Raw genomic sequence first — 19936 nt, forward strand, 5'->3', positions numbered from 1 at the left:
TCGTGGTTAATGCTGTAACAAACAAACCCGCGCCAATCATTGACCGCCTGGTGGTCGTCGGCCTCGGCCTGATCGGTGGTTCCTTCGCCAAGGGCCTGCGTGAAAGCGGCCTGTGCCGCGAAGTGGTCGGCGTCGATCTGGATGCCGAGTCGCGCAAGCAGGCCGTGGCGCTGGGCGTGGTCGATCGCTGCGAAGCAGACCTCGCCGCCGCCTGTGTCGGTGCCGACGTCATCCAGTTGGCGGTGCCGATCCTGGCCATGGAGAAAGTCCTGGCGCGCCTGGCGCAGCTGGACCTGGGCAATGCGGTCATCACCGATGTCGGCAGCGCCAAGGGCAATGTCGTGCGCGCCGCCCGCGAGGCCTTCGCCGCCAACCTGGCGCACTTCGTGCCCGGGCACCCGATCGCCGGTTCCGAGCAGAGCGGCGTGGAGGCCTCCAACGCGGCGTTGTTCCGTCGTCACAAGGTGATCCTCACGCCGCTGCCCGAGACCGACCCGCAGGCCCTGGCCCTGGTCGATCGCCTGTGGCGGGCATTGGACGCCGATGTCGAGCACATGCCGGTCGAACGCCACGACGAAGTGCTGGCCGCCACCAGTCATCTGCCGCATCTGCTGGCCTTCGGCCTGGTCGATTCGCTGGCCAAGCGCAATGAAAACCTGGAGATCTTCCGGTACGCTGCGGGAGGTTTCCGCGATTTCACGAGAATCGCCGGCAGCGACCCGATCATGTGGCATGACATCTTCCTCGCCAACCGGGAAGCGGTCCTGCGCACCCTCGATACATTTCGCAGCGACCTCGACGCCTTGCGCGACGCGGTCGATGCTGGGGACGGGCACCAACTGCTGGGCGTGTTCACCCGCGCCCGGGTTGCCCGCGAGCATTTCAGTAAAATCCTGGCCCGTCGGGCCTATGTGGACGCTATGAACGCCAACGACCTGATTTTCCTGGCCCAACCTGGTGGCCGCGTGTCCGGACGGATTCGCGTACCGGGCGACAAATCCATTTCCCACCGCTCGATCATGCTCGGCTCGCTGGCCGAAGGCACGACCGAGGTCGAGGGCTTCCTCGAGGGCGAAGATGCCCTGGCCACCCTGCAGGCGTTCCGCGACATGGGCGTGGTCATCGAAGGCCCGCATCATGGCCGCGTGACCATTCACGGTGTTGGCCTCTACGGCTTGAAGCCACCGCCCGGGCCTCTGTACGTCGGCAACTCCGGTACTTCGATGCGTCTGTTGTCCGGCCTGCTGGCGGCGCAGTCGTTCGACACCACCATGACCGGCGATGCCTCGCTGTCCAAGCGCCCGATGAACCGCGTTGCCAATCCGCTGCGCGAAATGGGTGCGGTGGTCGAGACCGGCCCTGAGGGGCGTCCGCCGCTGACCATTCGTGGCGGCCACAAGCTCAAGGCGCTGAACTACACGCTGCCGATGGCCAGTGCCCAGGTCAAATCCTGCCTGCTGCTGGCTGGCCTGTATGCCGAAGGCACCACCACCGTCACCGAGCCTGCACCAACCCGCGACCACACCGAGCGCATGCTGCGTGGTTTTGGCTACTCGGTCGCCTCCAATGGCCCGGTCGCCTCGCTGCAGTCGGGCGGCAAGCTCAGCGCGACCCGCATCGAAGTGCCGGCGGATATTTCCTCCGCAGCCTTCTTCCTGGTGGCAGCGTCCATCGCCGAAGGCTCCGAGCTGGTGCTCGAGCACGTCGGCATCAACCCGACCCGTACCGGCGTGATCGATATCCTGCGCCTGATGGGCGGCGACATCACCCTGGAAAACCAGCGTGAAGTCGGTGGCGAGCCCGTGGCCGACCTGCGCGTGCGTGGCGCCAAGCTCAAGGGCATCGATATTCCCGAGCACCTGGTGCCCCTGGCCATCGACGAGTTCCCGGTATTGTTCGTCGCTGCCGCCTGCGCTGAAGGCCGTACCGTGCTGCGCGGTGCCGAAGAGCTGCGGGTCAAGGAGTCCGATCGCATCCAGGTCATGGCCGACGGCTTGATCGCCCTGGGTGTGAAGTGCGAGCCGACCCCGGATGGCATCATCATCGATGGTGGCCAGATTGGTGGTGGCGAAGTACACGGCCACGGCGACCACCGTATCGCCATGGCCTTCAGCGTTGCCTCGCTGCGTGCCAGCGCGCCGATCGTCATCCATGACTGCGCCAACGTCGCCACCTCGTTCCCGAACTTCCTGGCGCTGTGCAAGGAAGTCGGCATCCGCGTCGCCGAAGAGGGCAAGTCGTGAGTTCGCAAGCACCGGTCATCACCATCGACGGGCCAAGCGGTTCGGGCAAAGGCACGGTCGCCGGGCTGCTGGCTCGCGAGCTGGGCTGGCGCCTGCTCGACTCCGGCGCGCTGTACCGCCTGCTGGCGTTCAACGCCAGCAACCATGGCGTCGACCTGACCAACGAAGAGCTGCTCAAGGCGCTGGCCGCCCATCTGGATGTGCAGTTCATTGCCGCCGAGCCGGGCAAGCTGCAACAGATCATTCTCGAAGGCGAGGATGTCAGTAATGTCATCCGCACCGAGACCGTCGGTGCCGGCGCCTCTATGGTCGCCTCGCTGCCGGCGGTGCGCGAGGCGCTGCTGCAGCGCCAGCGCGCCTTCCGCGAGGCGCCCGGGTTGATCGCCGATGGTCGCGACATGGGCACCGTGGTATTCCCGGACGCGCCGCTAAAGGTGTTTCTCACCGCCAGCGCCGAGGAGCGTGCTCGCCGCCGCTACCTGCAGTTGAAGGGCAAGGGCGAAGATGTTAGTCTGTCGAGTCTGCTAGATGAGATCCGTGCGCGCGACGAGCGCGACACCCAGCGTGCAGTGGCCCCGCTCAAGCCGGCGGCCGATGCCATTCAGCTGGATTCCACGGAGCTGTCCATCGAGCAGGTGCTGCAACGCATCAGAAGCGAGCTCGCACTGCGCGACCTCATCTGATGGAGAGGAGAGCAGGCAGGGGCACCAGTCAACGTCCTGCCGGCGCTTCTTAACTTAACGAAACCCACATTGTCTGGAATGTGGCTATGGGCGTTTTTTTCGCCCGAATCTACAGGAATTAAAATGAGCGAAAGCTTTGCAGAACTCTTTGAAGAAAGCCTGAAAACCCTCAATCTTCAGCCGGGTGCGATCATCACCGGTATCGTTGTCGACATCGACGGCGACTGGGTTACCGTACACGCTGGCCTGAAGTCCGAGGGCGTCATCCCGCTCGAGCAATTCATCAACGAAGCTGGCGAGCTGACCATCAAGGTCGGTGACGAAGTTCACGTTGCGCTGGACGCGGTCGAAGACGGCTTTGGCGAAACCAAGCTGTCCCGTGAAAAAGCCAAGCGCGCCGAGTGCTGGATTGTTCTGGAAGCTGCTTTCGCTGCCGAAGAAGTGGTCAAGGGCGTTATCAACGGTAAGGTTAAAGGCGGCTTCACTGTCGACGTTAACGGCATCCGTGCGTTCCTGCCGGGCTCCCTGGTTGATGTCCGCCCAGTGCGCGACACCACCCACCTCGAAGGCAAAGAGCTGGAATTCAAGGTCATCAAGCTGGACCAGAAGCGCAACAACGTTGTCGTTTCCCGTCGCAGCGTCCTGGAAGCCGAAAACAGCGCCGAGCGCGAAGCTCTGCTGGAATCGCTGCAGGAAGGCCAGCAGGTCAAAGGTATCGTCAAGAACCTCACCGACTACGGTGCGTTCGTTGACCTGGGCGGCGTCGATGGTCTGCTGCACATCACCGACATGGCCTGGAAGCGTATCAAGCATCCGTCGGAAATCGTCAACGTTGGTGACGAGATCGACGTCAAGGTCCTGAAGTACGATCGCGAGCGCAACCGCGTTTCGCTGGGTCTGAAGCAACTGGGCGAAGACCCATGGGTTGCTATCAAAGCCCGTTACCCAGAAAGCACCCGCGTCATGGCTCGCGTCACCAACCTGACCGACTATGGCTGCTTCGCTGAGCTGGAAGAAGGCGTTGAAGGCCTGGTGCACGTCTCCGAAATGGACTGGACCAACAAGAACATCCACCCGTCGAAAGTCGTTCAGGTTGGCGACGAAGTGGAAGTCATGGTTCTGGACATCGACGAAGAGCGTCGTCGTATCTCCCTGGGTATCAAGCAGTGCAAATCGAACCCATGGGAAGACTTCTCCGGCCAGTTCAACAAGGGTGACAAGATCACCGGTACCATCAAGTCGATCACCGACTTCGGTATCTTCATCGGCCTGGACGGCGGCATCGACGGTCTGGTTCACCTGTCCGACATCTCCTGGAACGAAGCCGGCGAAGAAGCCGTGCGTCGCTTCAAGAAGGGCGACGAGCTGGAAACCGTCATCCTGTCGGTTGACCCAGAGCGCGAGCGCATCTCCCTGGGCATCAAGCAGCTGGAAGACGATCCGTTCTCCAACTTCGTTGCTGTCAACGACAAGGGCGCTATCGTCAAGGGTATCGTCAAGGAAGTTGACGCCAAGGGCGCTATCGTGACCCTGGCCGACGACATCGAAGCTACTCTGAAGGCTTCCGAAATCAGCCGTGACCGCGTTGAAGACGCTCGTAACGTGCTGAAGGAAGGCGAAGAGATCGAAGCCAAGATCATCAGCGTCGACCGCAAGTCCCGCGTCATCAGCCTGTCCATCAAGTCGAAGGACGACGCTGAAGAGCGCGAAGCCATCCAGAGCCTGAAAAACGCTCCGGAAGCGGCTGCCGATACCACCATGGCTGCGCTGCTGCGCGAAGCAATGGCCAAGCAGAACTGAGTTCTGTTTGATCGGTAAAAAGGGCGACCCTCGGGTCGCCCTTTTTTTTGCCTGTGGATTCCTGGTGTGGCTTCTTGCCTGTGCCCCGCAGTCACGCGGCTCGCCGTGGTAGTCGGAAAATCCTTATCTTGAATTTTTTTGTTTAGTCAAGAACCACCCTGTTCAAATCCGTCGGAGCGTGCTACAAACTGATTAAGCAATGATCTAGCTGCTTGATAACGAAGGGAAAAATATGACGAAGTCGGAGCTGATCGAACGTATTGTCACCCATCAGGGGCTGCTCTCGTCCAAGGACGTGGAGCTGGCCATCAAGACCATGCTTGAACAGATGTCGCAGTGCCTGGCGACCGGGGATCGCATCGAGATCCGCGGCTTTGGCAGTTTCTCGCTGCACTACCGTGCTCCACGGGTAGGGCGCAATCCCAAGACCGGTCAATCGGTCAGCCTCGAAGGCAAGTACGTCCCTCACTTCAAGCCCGGCAAGGAGTTGCGCGATCGGGTGAACGAAGAAGAGCATGAGCCCGGCTGAGCCATTCAAGGAGTGATCCATGCGTAATCTCAAGCGCGCCCTGGCGGCGCTGTTCGTGTTGCTGCTGGCGGCCGTAGTGCTGTTCTTCGTGCTGGAGAACCAGCAGACCGTGACGTTGGTGTTGTTTGGTTGGTCGGCGCCCGCAGTGCCGGTTGCCGTGCTGGTGCTGGCGGCGTTGGTGATTGGCTTGGCTGTTGGCCCTTTGCTGGGGGCTTATGGCTTGATGCGAGGTAAGAGCAAGATTCGCGCCTCGGCCCGTCAAGCGGCGCTTACTGGCAAATAGGGATATTTCCTACGAAGCATTGAGACTTGTCGCCTTTGTTGGTCAGGGTTAGGGTGTCCTAATAACGCCCTTTCTGTACTGGCTGGCTGAAGGGCGGCAAGGTGGATTTTCCGGCAATTACTCATCACGGTGGTGTGCATGGCATCACCGGTTCCTGTCACCAGTTGCACCTCGATGATGGCGCCAGCCTGCTTGTCGACTGTGGCATGGCGCAAGGCGCTGATGCTCGGCTCGATGTAGGGCCTGGCGAGCTCGGATTCGGCGTCGGTGGCGTCCTGGTGCTGGTCGTCACACACGTTCATCTTGATCATGTTGGGCGTATCCCCACCCTGTTTGGCGCGGGCTTCCGTGGCCCGATCCTCTGCAGTGAGCCCTCCGCCAAGCTCCTGCCCTTGGTGCTCGAAGATGCCTATCGGCTCGAGATCAGTAATGAGCCTGTGCAGGTGCAGCGATTCCTTGCGCTGCTCGAGCGGCATATTGAACCCATCCCTTTCGCTCATTGGCATGTCGTCATCGACCGGCCCGGGCTGTATTGCGCTATCCGCCTGCAGCGTGCTGGTCATTTGCTGGGTTCGGCTTATGTCGAGTGTGAGGTGCGTCGTGCCGGCAAAAGCACCCGGGTGGTCTTTTCCGGAGATCTTGGTGCTTCCGGCAACCCATTGCTGCGGCCTTTAGAACCGCCGGAATGGGCTGATGTGCTGGTGTTGGAGAGCACCTATGGCGATCGTCTGCATGTTGATCGTGGGGAGCGCCGCCAGCAGCTCGAGGCTTTGATCGAGCGGGCTTTGCGGGATCAGGGAGCCATCCTGATTCCAGCTTTCAGTCTCGGGCGCACGCAGGAGTTGCTTTGCGAGCTTGAAGATATTCTTTATCGCAAAGCCCTGTTCGAGCGTTCCGAGGGCGCGCCTGGGGGAGAGTTTGCCGGCTGGGCGAGACTGCCGGTCATTCTCGACTCACCGTTGGCTTTGCGCATCACCCAGGTTTATCGCGAGTTGCACATGTACTGGCGAGAAGAGGCGCGGCAGCGTTTGGTGGGTGGGCGTGATCCGTTGGGGTTTGGTCAGCTTGTAACAATTGAGTCACATTCCAGTCATCAGCGTGTAGTCAATTACCTGAAGAGTACGGGGCGGCCAGCCATTGTGATTGCCGGTAACGGAATGTGCAGCGGCGGGCGAATTGTCGACTATCTTAAGGCGATGCTCGGTGATCCGCGGCATGAGGTCCTGTTTGTTGGCTATCAGGCCAAAGGTACGCCGGGAGCAGTGATTCAAGCGAGCCGCGCAGTCGAAGACGTCGGGCAGGTTGACCTAAGTGGGCAGCTTTATCAGATACGGGCAAAGGTGCTGACCTTGGGCGGATTCTCGGGGCATGCGGATCAACGGGGTTTGCTCGCGTTTGCCCAAGGGTGCGCTGCGAAGCGTGTGCTGTTGGTGCACGGCGAGCGCGCCAGCAAACAGGCATTGGCGCAGGTCTTGCGCCAAGAGTTGCCTGAGGGCTCGTTCGTTGCGGTCGCGGGGCATGGGGGGAACTAATTCTCGGGCATTCTCTCTACAGCAAGCTAAAGTGAAATGATGCTCCATGAGCGAAGTTGCAAAATGCCAGCAACGGGAGGGTGTTTTGTGTCGGGTTGTGTGGAAGGTTTAATCTGTAGACGCTAAGGAAAAGTAGAATAAATGCGCAGTGAACGTGAGCGCCCCAGTGAGGATGAAATTGATGTCTTTGAGCTATGTGAGTCGTTGTGGAGGCAGAAACTCCTGATTTTCGTGGTTGCGGTCGTTGTCTTTGCGGGTGCTGTTCTCTATGCGTTCTGGGCGTCGCCGGTCTACCGGGCCAAGCTTTTCTTGCGTCCCCCCTTGCAGGCTGATCTGGCCGTGCTCAATCAGGGGCGGGGTGGCGACTCCAATCTTGCCATGGTGTCGGCCAAGGATGGTTTCGATGCGTTTGTGCGTAATCTCGAATCGGAGTCCATGCGTCGAAAATTCTTCGAGGCCATTTATTTGCCTGCATTGACTGAGCAGCAGCGCAGTGCTTCTCGCAATGATCTGTATACCCGATTCCTGGCCAGTGTTTCAGTGGGCGCGCTCTCTGGGGAGAATCCGGGCGATGTTTCCGTTCGGATGGAGGCGGAAGATCCGGTGCGTTCTGGCGAGTGGGCCAGTTTGTATGCGGCGTTTGCGGGGGAGCTTGGCAGGGATGAGATTGTTCAGAACATCATTACCGACGCGCGAACCAAGGCCGATAACATAGAGCAGGCGATAATGCGTGCGCGCGAGGGGGCCAGGGGGCAGCGCGAGGACAGGATCGTCAAGCTCACGGAAGCCCTGGGTGTTGCCCGCAGCATGGGGCTGGAGGTGCCACCGATGATCATCTCTGGCCAGGGCTCCGATGGCGATAGCGGATCGCTTGATTACCTGCGCGGCGTCAAGGCGCTTGAGGCGGAAATCAAAAGCCTGCGCGAGCGTGAGTCGGACGACCCCTTTGTCGCTGATCTGCGTAGGCAACAAGAGTTGTTGGCCTTCTATCGTTCTTTGAAGATTGATCCGGAGCAGGTGCGCATCTACAGGCAGGATGGTGCTGTCGAGGTGTCGGAAGACCCTGTGCGGCCCAACAGGAAACTGGTCGTGGCGGGAGGCTTGCTTTTGGGGTTGGTTCTAGGTGGGGGGCTTGCCTTGATGCGGCATTTCTGGATGCGGCGCCGTGCGGGGGATGCAGGCTAGTGCATCTTTGCCATTTGCGGGTTGACCGACGTTGCGCGTGAATAGCTGCCGGTCGCATGCAAGTCATTGACAGTGTACAAGGGGCGAGCGAGCATGCGCTCGAACTTCGAATGTGGCGCAGCAGGTACAGAGCATGGCTTTCTTGACGCAATCCCAGTTGCAGGCAATGGGATTCAAACACTTGGGTGTGGATGTAAAGATCAGTGACAAGGCTTCGATCTATAATTGTGATCTTATTGAAATAGGTGATTACTCGCGCATTGATGATTTTTGCGTTGTTTCTGGGCGCGTCACTATCGGGCGTAATGTGCATATCGCGGTGTTCAATAATGTCGCGGGTGGTGAGCTCGGCGTGACGATGGAGGACTTCTCCGGGTTGGCGTATGGTTGTCATGTGTTCTCACAATCGGATGACTACACGGGCAAGAGCATGACAAACCCTACAGTGCCCGCCCAGTTCAAGAGTGAAACCAAGGCCCCCGTCGTTATTGGGCGTCATGTTATTGTGGGAACTTCCTCTATTGTCATGCCGGGCGTGACATTGGCAGAAGGGTGTTCGGTAGGGGCGATGAGTTGGATTACGAAGTCCACCGAGCCCTGGGGGGTTTATTTTGGTATTCCGGCAAAACGTATAAAAAACCGTTCCAAGAAGCTGCTGGAGCTCGAGGCTGAATACCTGGCTGGCGCTGGTGAGCAGTAATGCGCGGCTGAACGCCGTTAGCACGCGTGCGGTTGATGCAGCTCAGGCGCGGCGCGGTGTCAAGGCTATCACGATGGCGGCGTCTCGGTTACCATCAGTACGGCTCTACGATTCGCCGACTGACCACGAAGCCTCAGGTTAAACGCATGCGCGTCGATCAAGCTGATCAGTATCAGCGTGTTCCCCTGTTTGCCCATGATGGCTATCGGGGGCAAGGCCAGTCGGTGCAAATAATCGTATTTTTAATTTTCCAGTGAGCAGCGCCATGATCCCATTCAACAAACCACCCTATACCGGCAAAGAAGACGACCATGTTCTGAACGCCATGCGTGCGTCGAAAATGTCGGGGGACGGTGAGTATACGGTGCTCTGCCACAAGTGGTTTGAAAGTAATGTTGGCTGTAAAAAGGCATTATTGACGCCTTCCTGTACCCAGGCGTTGGAAATGGCTGCGATTCTCATCGATATCCAGCCCGGCGATGAAGTCATTATGCCGAGCTATACGTTTGTGAGCACGGCCAATGCCTTTGTCTTGCGCGGTGCGAACATTGTATTCGTCGATGTGCGGCCGGATACGATGAACATCGATGAGCAATTGATTGAGGCCGCCATTACGCCAAGAACCAAGGCTATTGTGCCTGTTCATTATGCCGGCGTGGCCTGTGAGATGGATGTCATCATGGCGCTCGCCGAAAAGCATCAGTTGTATGTTATCGAAGATGCTGCTCAGGGGATGAAAGCTACGTATAAAGGGCGAGCCCTCGGTACCATTGGTCATCTGGCGGCGTATAGCTTCCATGAAACCAAGAACTACACCAGTGGTGGTGAAGGTGGGCTGTTGCTGATCAATGATGAACGCTTTGTCACGCGCGCAGAGATTGTTCGGGAAAAAGGCACCAATCGCAGTCAGTTCTGGCGAGGCATGGTGGACAAGTATACCTGGGTGGATGTAGGCAGCAGTTATTTGCCTTCGGAGTTACAGGCCGCCTACTTGTATGGGCAGTTGCAGAGCTCCGAGGAAATCAATCAAGCTCGCCGTCAGCTCTGGGATAACTATTACCAGGCGTTTGCCAGCCTGCAGGAAAAAGGCCTGGAGTTGCCGATCGTGCCGGAAGGCTGCGAGCACAATGCGCACATGTTCTATGTGAAGCTGAAAGATTTGCAGGTGCGTGGCGCTTTTATTGAGTCGCTCAAGGCGCAGGGTGTGCTGTCGGTGTTTCATTATGTGCCCTTGCACTCGTCACCTTGCGGGCTCAAGTGGGGGCGATTCAGTGGTGATGACACCTATACCACGGCCGACAGCGAGCGTTTGGTCAGGCTGCCTATCTGGTATGGCATGACCGAGGCCGAACAGGGCCAGGTGATTTCCAGTGTTCGGCAGTTCATGGGCACACTGTGAGTCGAACTTCCACTCTGAAGACTGCTTTTCTCACCGGTTCTGCTCACCTTTCAAGAATCGCGGTCGGGTTCTTGCTGGTCAAGGTGATTGCTTATTACCTTGGCCCTGAAGGGATGGGCGGCATCGGTCACTTCATGAGCCTGGCGACCATCGTCTACATGGTGGCGGGTGGGGGGATCACCAACGCGGTCATCAAATATGCCTCCGAATACAACCAGCAGCCACGCCGGTTGTTAAGGATGGTTGACGTTTCTGCCAGCTACTCGCTGGTGTGTTGCCTGATCGTCGGTGTGGTCGGCATTGTCTTTAGCGGGCCTGTGGCGTCCCTGGTGTTCGCTGACAGTGGCAAGTGGTGGCTGGTGGCCATGCTGGCGTTGGCGCAATTCTTCTACGCCTATGTCAACCTGGTGGTTGGTGTTGCCAATGGCTTGCTGGCGACCCATGTGTACTCCCGTATCCAGATTTCCGGAAGCCTGCTTGCAGCCTTGTTGGTCGCCGGCTTGGTCTCCAGCCAAGGGTTCGTGGGCGCGGCCCTGGCTGTCATGGCGATCTACCTGGCGCCAGCATGTGGCGCGGTCTACTTTCACCTGCGTTCGAGCTTCAGGGGCCGGGTCAGGCTTGTCAGGCCTGGCCGTGACGAAGTGCTGCGCCTTGCTCGGTTCAGCGGCATGATGATCGTCAGTGCTGCCAGTTTTCCCGTCGTGGAGATGATTGTTCGACAGTTGCTCATCAAGGAGGCTGGTTACGAGGAGGCAGGCCTGTGGCAAGGGCTTATAAAGCTTTCATCAGCCTACCTGGGGTTCTTCACGATTTTCCTGTCGTACTACTTCATGCCGCTGATCTCGCGGGAGAGCAGCAAAGTCGTGATCAAGCGCTTGACCCTGAAGATGTTGGCGGCGGTCGTGCTGCTGTTCCTGGTGGGGGCGGGTGTCTTGTATGCCGGGCGCGGGTTCTTCATCACCTACCTGTTGTCGGCAGAGTTTGGGCGGGCCGCTGATTATCTGAGCTATCAGTTGGTCGGGGACGGTTTCAGGGTGGCCGCTTATGTGATCGGCTTCGTGGCGATCGCCAAGGCTTCGGTGCGTCTTTATGTGGCGGCCGAAATCCTCCAGAACGGTATGTTTCTGTTGCTGGCGCACCTGTTCAGCCTCTCGGCGAGTGGGGCGCTGCCGGTGGTTCAAGCCTATGCGGTGACATACCTGATCTATTTCATTGTTGCGCTCGTTTGTTTTGCGGTGTACGTCGGCCGCCGCAGCCGTAAAGGGGAAGTTGATGCTGTTTCTCGCTAATGTTCTTGAACTCAATGGCGGAACGACTTTCCTTGTGCGCGTGGCGCGTGAGTATGCCGCGCGGGGCCGGCGTGTCGCGGTGCTGGTGATGTTCGAGATCATCGACCCGAAGCTCGAAGCGCAATTGGCACAATACGCCGATATTTATCGTCTGGCGCGGTTCTCCCGTGGGGCGCCTGCGTTCATGTTCCGTAATCAGCTTGGAACATTCATGCCTCTCGATCATGCTGCGATCAATCAGGTCGTGGCACGTCATGGCGGGCATGTGCATGCCATGGGCGTCTTTGGCATTCTGCTGCTCAAGCGTCTGGTGTCTGCAGGCGTCATGCTGAACAGCATCAGCTTTGGGATCTATCACCAGAACGAGATCATGTACCGCCAGGTGCCGGCGTACTTCTCGCGAAAGGCGCAGGCGTTGTTCGCGGCATTGCCGCCCCGATCGGTGGTGTTCTTCAACGAGTATACCCAGCGTTCCCACGCCCGCTTTTTCCAGCGCGACTACCAGGCGTCGGCCGTGCTGCCCATAGGTGTCGACCTGCCAAAGTGGCAAGGGCAGAGCGTCGGCCAAAGCGACTCACTCAGAATCGTTTCGATTGGCAACCTGCATCCATTCAAGGCCTACAACGCTCATATCATCAGGGCGCTCGGGGCGCTGCGTGCGGCGCGTCCGGGGCTGACTTACGAAATCTATGGCTCCGGGGTCAATGAAGCCGCGTTGAAAGCGTTGGCGCAAGCGCAAGGCGTCGCGGAGCATGTCAAGTTCAAAGGGGTGATTGCCTATGGTGATATTCCCCAGGTGTTGTCGGGTAGTTTTGCGTTTGTCGGCAGTGGCACCTCCATCATTGAGGCCGCCGCGCTCGGTATTCCGTCCCTGGTGGGGATCGAGTCGATCGAGCAACCCCTGACCTATGGCTTTTTATCGGATGTCATTGGCTATTCATACAATGAGATGGGGGCAGACCAACCTTTGGTTGCCATTCAGGACAAGCTGCTGTCCTTGAATGCACCAGAGGTTTGGCAGCGTACCGCCGATGCTTGCCGAGCCAAAGCGGAAACCTTCTCGGTCGTCCGTACTGTCAGCGGACTCGAGCAAGTGGCGAGCGAGAGCGACGCGCTTGTCGACTTCAGGGCTTGTCGGTACAGCAATGTGCTTGGGTTGGGGTCGCTGCTCGGATGGGCGGTCAGGGAGCGGTTGGGAGGCTCTTCGGCATTTTCCGAGCGTCGCGAGCAGGGTAGCTTGGCTGAGGTGGCGCAGAAGCGATGAAAATCTCTGTCGACAAGCTGGTGGCTTTCTGCTGGGCCTTGCCGCTTGCCTGCGTGGGGCTGATGTTGCTGCCGTATGCGGTCGCGGGTGACCAGCAGTTCTACCGGGGCTTTTACGAAAACCTCCCCGGCTTGTCCCTCGCCCAAGGCTATGCGTTCTACAAAAACCAGCTGGGCACCAGTGAACCGGGCTATTTCCTGTTGATGTACCTGCTGTCACCTTGGTTGCTCAAGGATGTTGTCATCGGGTTTATCAACTTCGTTCTGTACTACCATGTGTTCCTGTGGCTGCGTCGCCAGCGCGTATCCTTGTTGTTGTACCCGCTGCTGGCCTGCAACTTCTACCTGATGGTGTTGAGCTTTTCGGCCGAGCGGGTGAAGCTTGCGCTGGTGTTTTTCCTGGTTGGCTATTCGCTGCGCGGCGTATTGCGCTACCTGGCGCTCGGGTTGTCGTTGGTCACCCAGGTACAGATGCTGCTGCTGTTGCTCGGCGCGCGCGTCGAGGGAGTCCTGGCAGTCTGCAGGCAGTTGGCTCGAGGGCGTGTGGGGAGTGGTTTCGTATCATTGCTGCTGACGCTGCTGGGTGGGTTGATCCTGCTGCTGTTGCTCCGTGAGCATATCGCGTCGAAGTTTTCACATTATGCCGGCGTCTGGGGTGGTGCGACGGCATTGATCAAGCCGTTGATCTTCACGGCGATGACCCTCTTCTATGCCAGGGGGCGCGTTGTCGAGGCGTTCCTGGTGTCGCTGCCCATGGTTGTGGCCGCTTATTTCATCGGTTCCGAACGGGTGGTCATTTTCTCTTATTTCGTGTTCATGTTTTACGCGGCGCCGTATCGCCGCGGGTTGAATCTTGGCGTGATCGCGGCCTCGGTGTTTTTCGCCTATGGCGGCATCGGCTTCTTGCGTCGCATGGTCGAGTTTGGAGATGGCTTTGCTGGCATCTACTGACGCAACTTTCGGGCATGCCGGGGCATTTGGCCCCAGTACCGCCGGTCATGCACCCCGGTCTGCGTCGGACGCAGGAGCCAACCCTGGCGCCGATTCGTTTACAATGACCAATTGGTCTGAGCTTGATTGGGTTTTCATCGAGCAGATCGTGTTGATGCGTGGCGTTCGACGCCGCGACGGCAAGCCCGGCACTGCAACGCCGAAATGGCAACTTGATTGAACGCCCAGCCCACCGTATTCGGGAAACCTTATGTTTAGCGGAAAAACTCTTCTTATTTCTGGTGGTACCGGTTCATTTGGTAACGCGGTGCTCAAGCGCTTTCTCGATACCGATATCGGCGAGATCCGAATTTTCAGTCGGGATGAGAAAAAGCAAGATGACATGCGCAAGCGCTTCGCCAATAGCAAACTGAAGTTTTATATCGGCGATGTTCGTGATTATCAAAGTGTCCTGAATGCAACGCGTGGTGTTGATTATATTTTTCATGCTGCTGCGTTGAAGCAGGTGCCTTCGTGCGAGTTCCATCCGATGGAGGCGGTCAAGACCAATGTCATCGGCACCGAGAACCTGCTCGAAGCGGCTATTCAGAATGGTGTCAGCAGGGTTGTCTGCCTGAGTACCGACAAGGCGGTCTACCCGATCAACGCCATGGGTATCTCCAAGGCGATGATGGAGAAGGTCATGGTCGCCAAGTCGCGCAATGTCGACAGCGCGCGCACGGTGATCTGCGGTACGCGCTATGGCAACGTCATGGCCTCGCGAGGCTCGGTGATCCCGCTGTTCGTCGACCAGATTCGCGCCGGTCAGCCATTGACCCTGACCGATCCGAACATGACCCGGTTCATGATGACCCTGGCCGACGCCGTCGACCTGGTGCTGTTCGCCTTCGAGCATGGCGAGAATGGTGACCTGTTCGTGCAGAAAGCGCCCGCGGCGACTGTGGAAACGTTGGCCAAGGCCTTGACTGGCCTGCTCGGACAGCCGGAGCACCCGATTCAGGTGATTGGCACGCGCCATGGTGAAAAGCTTTACGAAGCCTTGTTGAGCCGAGAAGAAATGGCTTGCGCGGAAGATATGGGTGACTACTACCGTGTGCCGCCTGATTTGCGCGACCTGAACTATGCCAAGTTCGTCGAGCAGGGCGAGGAGAAAATCTCCCATACCGAAGACTACAACTCCCACAATACCGAGCGCCTGGATGTCGAAGGCATGCAGAAATTGCTGCTCAAGCTCGAGTTCATGCAGGCGATCCAGCGCGGCGAGCACGCCGTTCCGGAGGAGTGATCGATGAATGTCCTGATTACGGGCGCCGATGGTTTCATCGGCAAGAACCTGCTGGTGCATCTTCAGGAACTGAAGGATGTCGCCGTCGTTACCTTCACGCGTGACGATGATGTGGCTGCGCTGCCTGCCAAGGTCGCCGGCGCTGACTTCATCTTTCACCTGGCCGGCATCAATCGTCCGCAGGACCCGAAGGAGTTCACCTCTGGCAATGTCGACCTGACCCGGGCGTTGGCTGATGCCGTGCGCGCGACGGGGCGCTCCGTGCCGTTGCTGTACACCTCATCCACCCAGGCGGCCCTGGACAACGCCTACGGCGCCAGCAAGCGTGGCGCGGAAGAAGTCCTGCAGGATCTGCACGCGCAAACTGGTTCGCCGGTCCACCTGTTCCGCCTGGCCAATGTGTTCGGCAAATGGGCGCGGCCGAATTACAACTCGGCGGTCGCCACGTTCTGCCACAACATTGCCCGCGACTTGCCAATCCAGATCAATGACCCACAGGCGCGCGTCAGCCTGGTGTACATCGACGATGTGGTGCGCGGCTTCCTGCAAGTGATGCGTGGCGAGCGCATCGATCAGGTCGAGCCGCAGTACGACGTCAGTGTTGGCGAGATCGCCGCGCACTTGCAGGCGTTTCGTGACAGTCGCAAAAGCCTGATCACCGAGCCGGTCGGCACCGGTTTCATCCGCGCGCTGTATTCGACCTATGTCAGCTACCTGCCACAGGAACGCTTCACCTATGAAGTGCCCAAGTATGGCGATGAGCGCGGGGTGTTCGTCGAAATGCTCAAGACTGGCGACAGCGGCCAGTTTTCCTATTTCACCGCGCACCCAGGCGTAACCCGCGGCGGCCACTACCATCACACCAAGACCGAGAAGTTCCTGGTCATCAAGGGTCAGGCGAACTTCCGCTTCCGCCATATGGTGACTGGCGACTTCTACGAGTTGCAGACTAGCGGCGATAAGCCGGTCATCGTCGAAACCGTCCCGGGCTGGACCCATGACATCACCAACGTCGGTGATGAAGAGATGGTTGTCATGCTCTGGGCCAACGAGATCTTCGATCGCGAACACCCCGACACTTACGCCAAGCCGCTGAACGCCTGACGGCCCAAACCCAAGGAATGCCCATGAAGAAGTTGAAGGTTGTCACCGTCGTCGGCACCCGCCCGGAAATCATTCGCCTGTCGCGGGTGATGGTGGCCCTGGACCAGCACTGCGACCATGTGCTGGTGCACACCGGCCAGAACTACGACTATGAGCTGAACGAGATCTTTTTCCAGGACCTCGGCATCCGCAAGCCGGATCACTTCCTCAATGCCGCCGGCGCCACCGGTGCCGAGACCATCGGCAACGTGATCATCGCGGTCGACAAGGTGCTGGCCGAGGTCGAGCCGGAAGCGTTGCTGGTGCTGGGCGACACCAACAGCTGCATGGCGGTGATCCCCGCCAAGCGCCGCAAGATCCCCACCTTCCACATGGAAGCCGGCAACCGCTGCTTCGACATGCGCGTGCCAGAGGAAATCAACCGACGCATCGTCGACCATACCGCTGACATCAACCTGACCTACAGCACCATCGCGCGCGACTACCTGCTGCGCGAAGGTTTGTCGCCGGACATGGTGATCAAGACCGGTAGCCCGATGTTCGAAGTGCTCAACCATTACCGGGCGTCCATCGACGGTTCCGATGTCCTGCAGCGCCTGGGCCTGGAAAAAGGTCGCTTCTTCGTGGTCAGCGCGCACCGCGAGGAGAACATCGACGCCGATCGCAACTTCCTCAAGCTGGTGGACGTGCTCAACACGGTAGCCGAGCAATACGACATGCCGGTGATCGTGTCGACCCATCCGCGTACGCAGAAGCGTGTCGATGCCCTGGGCGTCAAGTTCCACGCCAATGTGCGCTTGCTCAAGCCGCTGGGGTTCACCGACTACAACAAGTTGCAGCTCGAGTCCAAGGCGGTGTTGTCCGACAGTGGCACCATCAACGAAGAGTCGTCGATCCTCAATTTCCCTGCGCTTAACCTGCGCGAGGCCCATGAGCGGCCCGAGGGCATGGAGGAGGCCGCGGTGATGATGACTGGCCTGGAGGTGGAACGCGTGCTGCAAGGCCTGGCCCTGCTGGAAAGCCAACCGCGCGGTGAGACGCGTGGTCTGCGTCTGGTCGAGGACTACAGCATGCCGAATGTCTCGGAAAAGGTCGTGCGCATCATCCACAGCTACCGTGACTACGTGATGCGTACGGTCTGGAGAAGGTACTGATCGCCCATGACTGTGCGCGTACTCCTGCTGACTCAATGGTTCGATCCCGAGCCGACTTTCAAGGGGATCGTTTTTGCCCGTGAGCTCGTGGCCCGAGGCTTCGATGTCGAAGTGGTGACGGGTTTCCCGAACTACCCTGGGGGCAAGGTTTACCCGGGATACAAGGTGAAATTGCTGCAGCGGGAGGTGATCGACGGCGTCAAGGTCACCCGTTTGCCGCTGTACCCCAGCCATGGGCAGAGTGGCATCGGCCGGGTCCTGAATTACGCCAGTTTTGCGGCAAGCAGTCTGTTGTATGGGTTGTTTGGCGCGCGTCGGCCGGATGTCATCTACGCCTATCACCCACCTTTGACGGTGGGTATGAGCGCGGCCTTCATCCGTCTGCTGCGCCGCGTCCCCGTGGTCTACGACATCCAGGACATGTGGCCCGATACCTTGCGCGCAACCGGCATGTTCTCCAATGAGAAGGCCTTGGCGCTGGTGGGGCGGATCTGTGATTGGGTCTATCGCCGCGTCGACCAGATTGTGGTGCTGTCGCCGGGGTTCCAGCGCCTGTTGATTGAGCGGGGGGTGCCGGCGGAAAAGATCGACGTCATCTACAACTGGTGCGCTGAAGACATGATCGGCGCTTCGCAAGCGCCCAGGCCTGCAGGTTTCCCGGACGAGGGCAGCTTTCGCGTGCTGTTTGCCGGCAACATGGGCAAGGCCCAGGCGCTGGATGCGGTGATCGATGCCGCCGAGCTGCTGAAGGCCCAGGCACTTGATATCACCTTGGTGATGCTGGGTGGGGGCGTCGAGGTCGCGCGCTTGCAAGCGCTGGTGCGTGAACGTCAGCTGGACAACGTGGTGTTCCTGCCAGGCGTGCCGATGGCGCAAGTCGGGGCTTATCTGGCCAACGCCGATGCGCTGATGGTGCACCTGAAGCGCGATCCCTTGTTCCGCATCACCATTCCGTCCAAGACCCAGGCGTACATGGCCGCCGGCAAGCCTTTGCTGATGGCCGTCGATGGCGATGCGGCGGACCTGGTGCATCGTTCCGACTGTGGAGTGGTCGCCGAGTGGGAGAACCCGCAATCACTGGCTGATGCCATGGTCGCGCTGGCGAGCCTGGATGCCGATGCGCGCCAGCAAATGGGGCAGAGGGGCAAGCGCTACTACCAGGAGCATCTATCGTTGAAGGTTGGCGTGGAGCGTTTTGGCCAGCATTTCCGGCGGCTTGGCGAGAAATAGCCGGTACTTGGCCCTGAACCCTCAACTTTTCTTAGGAATCCCCATGTTGAAGCGATTGTTTGATGTAGTGGCTGCCGGCCTGGGATTGCTGGTCTTGTCGCCGGTGATCGCCGTCGTGGCGCTGCTGATTCGCCGTCGATTAGGCTCGCCGGTGCTGTTCCGGCAGGTGCGTCCCGGGCTCGATGGCAAGCCTTTCGAAATGGTGAAGTTTCGCACCATGCGTGATGCCCTGGATGCCCAGGGTAATCCCTTGCCGGATGACCAGCGCATGACGCCGTTCGGTGCGTTCCTGCGTTCGAGCAGCCTCGATGAGCTGCCGGAGCTATGGAACGTGGTCAAGGGGGACATGAGCCTGGTAGGGCCGCGGCCGCTGTTGATGGAGTATGTGCCGCTTTACGATGCCACGCAGGTGCGTCGCCATGAGGTGCGTCCCGGTGTCACCGGCTGGGCGCAGATCAACGGGCGCAACGCGCTGAGCTGGGAAGAGAAGTTCAAGCTGGATGTGTGGTACGTCGATAACCGTTCGTTCTGGCTTGACCTGAAGATTCTCTTCCTGACGGTTAAAAAGGTCCTGGTGCGCGACGGTATCAGTGGCGAAGGTGAGGTGACCATGTCCAAGTTCACCGGGTCGGACAAATGACGCGCCTGGCGATCCTGGGTGCCAGTGGTCACGGCAAGGTCGTTGCGGATGCCGCGCAGCTCAGCGGCTGGAGCAGTATCGAATTTTATGATGATGCCTGGCCGCAGCGCACCGTCAATGGCGTCTGGCCGATCGTGGGTGACAGCCAGCAACTGCTGGCGAGTGCGCCGCAGTTCGACGGTGTTGTGGTTGCCATCGGCAATAACGCCGTGCGCCGGGAAAAGCTGGCCCAGCTCAAGAGTGCCGGTGCGCGCCTCGCAACGATCATTCATCCAACGGCCGTGGTCAGCCAGCACGCCAGCATTGGCGCGGGCAGCGTGCTGTGCGCCGCGGCGGTGGTCAATCCATTCTGCGAGGTGGGCGAGGGCGCGATACTCAACACAGCGTGTAGTGTCGATCATGACTGTCGGCTGGGGTGTTTCGTGCATGTCAGCCCTGGCGCGAGATTGGCCGGTGCCGTGACCGTGGGTGATGAAAGCTGGATTGGCATTGGTGCCTGTGTGCGCCAGCAAATCCAGATCGGTGCGCGGGTGATGGTCGCCGCAGGCGCGGCAGTGGTCAGTGATATCTCTGATAACATGACGGTCGCCGGTGTCCCCGCGCGCGCTCGTCAGTAAGTAAAGGGTATTGAGGCAGGATGCATCAAGCCTAGTGACGTTCTCGACA

The 19936-nt window shown here is 59.3% G+C and carries 18 protein-coding genes; all 18 read left to right on the plus strand.

The features are described from left to right. Nucleotides 1–35 precede the first annotated feature (35 nt). The 18 genes from HU772_RS06795 to HU772_RS06880 all read left to right on the plus strand — a co-directional run bounded on the left by HU772_RS06795 (nucleotide 36) and on the right by HU772_RS06880 (nucleotide 19887). Nucleotides 36–2243 (plus strand): bifunctional prephenate dehydrogenase/3-phosphoshikimate 1-carboxyvinyltransferase, encoded by a 2208-nt coding sequence (locus tag HU772_RS06795; protein WP_264082561.1) that lies wholly within the window; start codon nucleotides 36–38, stop codon nucleotides 2241–2243. Continuing rightward, a complete protein-coding gene (cmk, locus tag HU772_RS06800) occupies nucleotides 2240–2926 on the plus strand; it encodes a (d)CMP kinase (RefSeq protein ID WP_011532775.1) in 687 nt (228 codons plus the stop codon). Before HU772_RS06795 ends, cmk begins: the two co-directional genes overlap by 4 nt. A gap of 123 nt (nucleotides 2927–3049) precedes the next feature. Next, nucleotides 3050–4726: a 30S ribosomal protein S1 gene (gene rpsA, locus HU772_RS06805; RefSeq protein ID WP_028690822.1), complete on the plus strand. Its 1677-nt coding sequence runs from the start codon at nucleotides 3050–3052 to the stop codon at nucleotides 4724–4726. A 232-nt stretch (nucleotides 4727–4958) separates the two neighbouring features. Next, nucleotides 4959–5255, plus strand: coding sequence for an integration host factor subunit beta (ihfB, locus tag HU772_RS06810; protein WP_062573197.1), 297 nt, complete (start codon nucleotides 4959–4961; stop codon nucleotides 5253–5255). Between the two features lie 19 nt (nucleotides 5256–5274). Continuing rightward, nucleotides 5275–5538 carry a lipopolysaccharide assembly protein LapA domain-containing protein gene (locus HU772_RS06815; RefSeq protein ID WP_186655926.1) on the plus strand — a complete coding sequence of 88 codons (264 nt, stop codon included), beginning with the start codon at nucleotides 5275–5277 and terminating at the stop codon, nucleotides 5536–5538. A gap of 101 nt (nucleotides 5539–5639) precedes the next feature. Continuing rightward, the gene (locus tag HU772_RS06820) at nucleotides 5640–7070 is read left to right on the plus strand and encodes an MBL fold metallo-hydrolase (protein ID WP_186655929.1); all 1431 of its coding nucleotides are present in this window, start codon (nucleotides 5640–5642) and stop codon (nucleotides 7068–7070) included. A gap of 141 nt (nucleotides 7071–7211) precedes the next feature. Continuing rightward, nucleotides 7212–8255 carry a Wzz/FepE/Etk N-terminal domain-containing protein gene (locus tag HU772_RS06825; RefSeq protein WP_186655932.1) on the plus strand — a complete coding sequence of 348 codons (1044 nt, stop codon included), beginning with the start codon at nucleotides 7212–7214 and terminating at the stop codon, nucleotides 8253–8255. Nucleotides 8256–8388: 133 nt separating this feature from the next. Beyond that, nucleotides 8389–8955 carry an acyltransferase gene (locus tag HU772_RS06830; protein WP_186655935.1) on the plus strand — a complete coding sequence of 189 codons (567 nt, stop codon included), beginning with the start codon at nucleotides 8389–8391 and terminating at the stop codon, nucleotides 8953–8955. 265 nt (nucleotides 8956–9220) lie between these two features. Next, nucleotides 9221–10354: a dTDP-4-amino-4,6-dideoxygalactose transaminase gene (rffA, locus tag HU772_RS06835; protein WP_186655938.1), complete on the plus strand. Its 1134-nt coding sequence runs from the start codon at nucleotides 9221–9223 to the stop codon at nucleotides 10352–10354. A gap of 71 nt (nucleotides 10355–10425) precedes the next feature. After that, complete coding sequence (locus tag HU772_RS06840) at nucleotides 10426–11643, plus strand: O-antigen translocase (protein WP_437182417.1); 1218 nt, start codon at nucleotides 10426–10428, stop codon at nucleotides 11641–11643. Beyond that, the gene (locus HU772_RS06845; RefSeq protein ID WP_186655941.1) at nucleotides 11627–12907 is read left to right on the plus strand and encodes a glycosyltransferase; all 1281 of its coding nucleotides are present in this window, start codon (nucleotides 11627–11629) and stop codon (nucleotides 12905–12907) included. Before HU772_RS06840 ends, HU772_RS06845 begins: the two co-directional genes overlap by 17 nt. Continuing rightward, nucleotides 12904–13857, plus strand: coding sequence for a hypothetical protein (locus HU772_RS06850; RefSeq protein ID WP_186655944.1), 954 nt, complete (start codon nucleotides 12904–12906; stop codon nucleotides 13855–13857). Before HU772_RS06845 ends, HU772_RS06850 begins: the two co-directional genes overlap by 4 nt. A gap of 250 nt (nucleotides 13858–14107) precedes the next feature. Beyond that, nucleotides 14108–15142, plus strand: coding sequence for a polysaccharide biosynthesis protein (locus HU772_RS06855; RefSeq protein WP_186655955.1), 1035 nt, complete (start codon nucleotides 14108–14110; stop codon nucleotides 15140–15142). Between the two features lie 3 nt (nucleotides 15143–15145). Then, nucleotides 15146–16246: a UDP-2-acetamido-2,6-beta-L-arabino-hexul-4-ose reductase gene (gene wbjC / locus HU772_RS06860; RefSeq protein WP_186655958.1), complete on the plus strand. Its 1101-nt coding sequence runs from the start codon at nucleotides 15146–15148 to the stop codon at nucleotides 16244–16246. Nucleotides 16247–16269: 23 nt separating this feature from the next. After that, the gene (gene wecB / locus HU772_RS06865; RefSeq protein ID WP_186655961.1) at nucleotides 16270–17400 is read left to right on the plus strand and encodes a non-hydrolyzing UDP-N-acetylglucosamine 2-epimerase; all 1131 of its coding nucleotides are present in this window, start codon (nucleotides 16270–16272) and stop codon (nucleotides 17398–17400) included. A 6-nt stretch (nucleotides 17401–17406) separates the two neighbouring features. Continuing rightward, nucleotides 17407–18630, plus strand: a complete 1224-nt coding sequence (locus HU772_RS06870; RefSeq protein ID WP_186655964.1) for a glycosyltransferase family 4 protein — start codon at nucleotides 17407–17409, stop codon at nucleotides 18628–18630. A gap of 43 nt (nucleotides 18631–18673) precedes the next feature. Further along, on the plus strand, nucleotides 18674–19270 hold the full coding sequence (locus HU772_RS06875; protein WP_186655967.1) for a sugar transferase: 597 nt from the start codon (nucleotides 18674–18676) through the stop codon (nucleotides 19268–19270). After that, a complete protein-coding gene (locus HU772_RS06880) occupies nucleotides 19267–19887 on the plus strand; it encodes an acetyltransferase (protein WP_186655970.1) in 621 nt (206 codons plus the stop codon). The genes HU772_RS06875 and HU772_RS06880 overlap by 4 nt, the downstream gene beginning before the upstream one ends. Nucleotides 19888–19936: the final 49 nt, after the last annotated feature.

Origin of the sequence: Pseudomonas xantholysinigenes (assembly GCF_014268885.2) — a bacterium.
Taxonomy (GTDB): domain Bacteria; phylum Pseudomonadota; class Gammaproteobacteria; order Pseudomonadales; family Pseudomonadaceae; genus Aquipseudomonas; species Aquipseudomonas xantholysinigenes.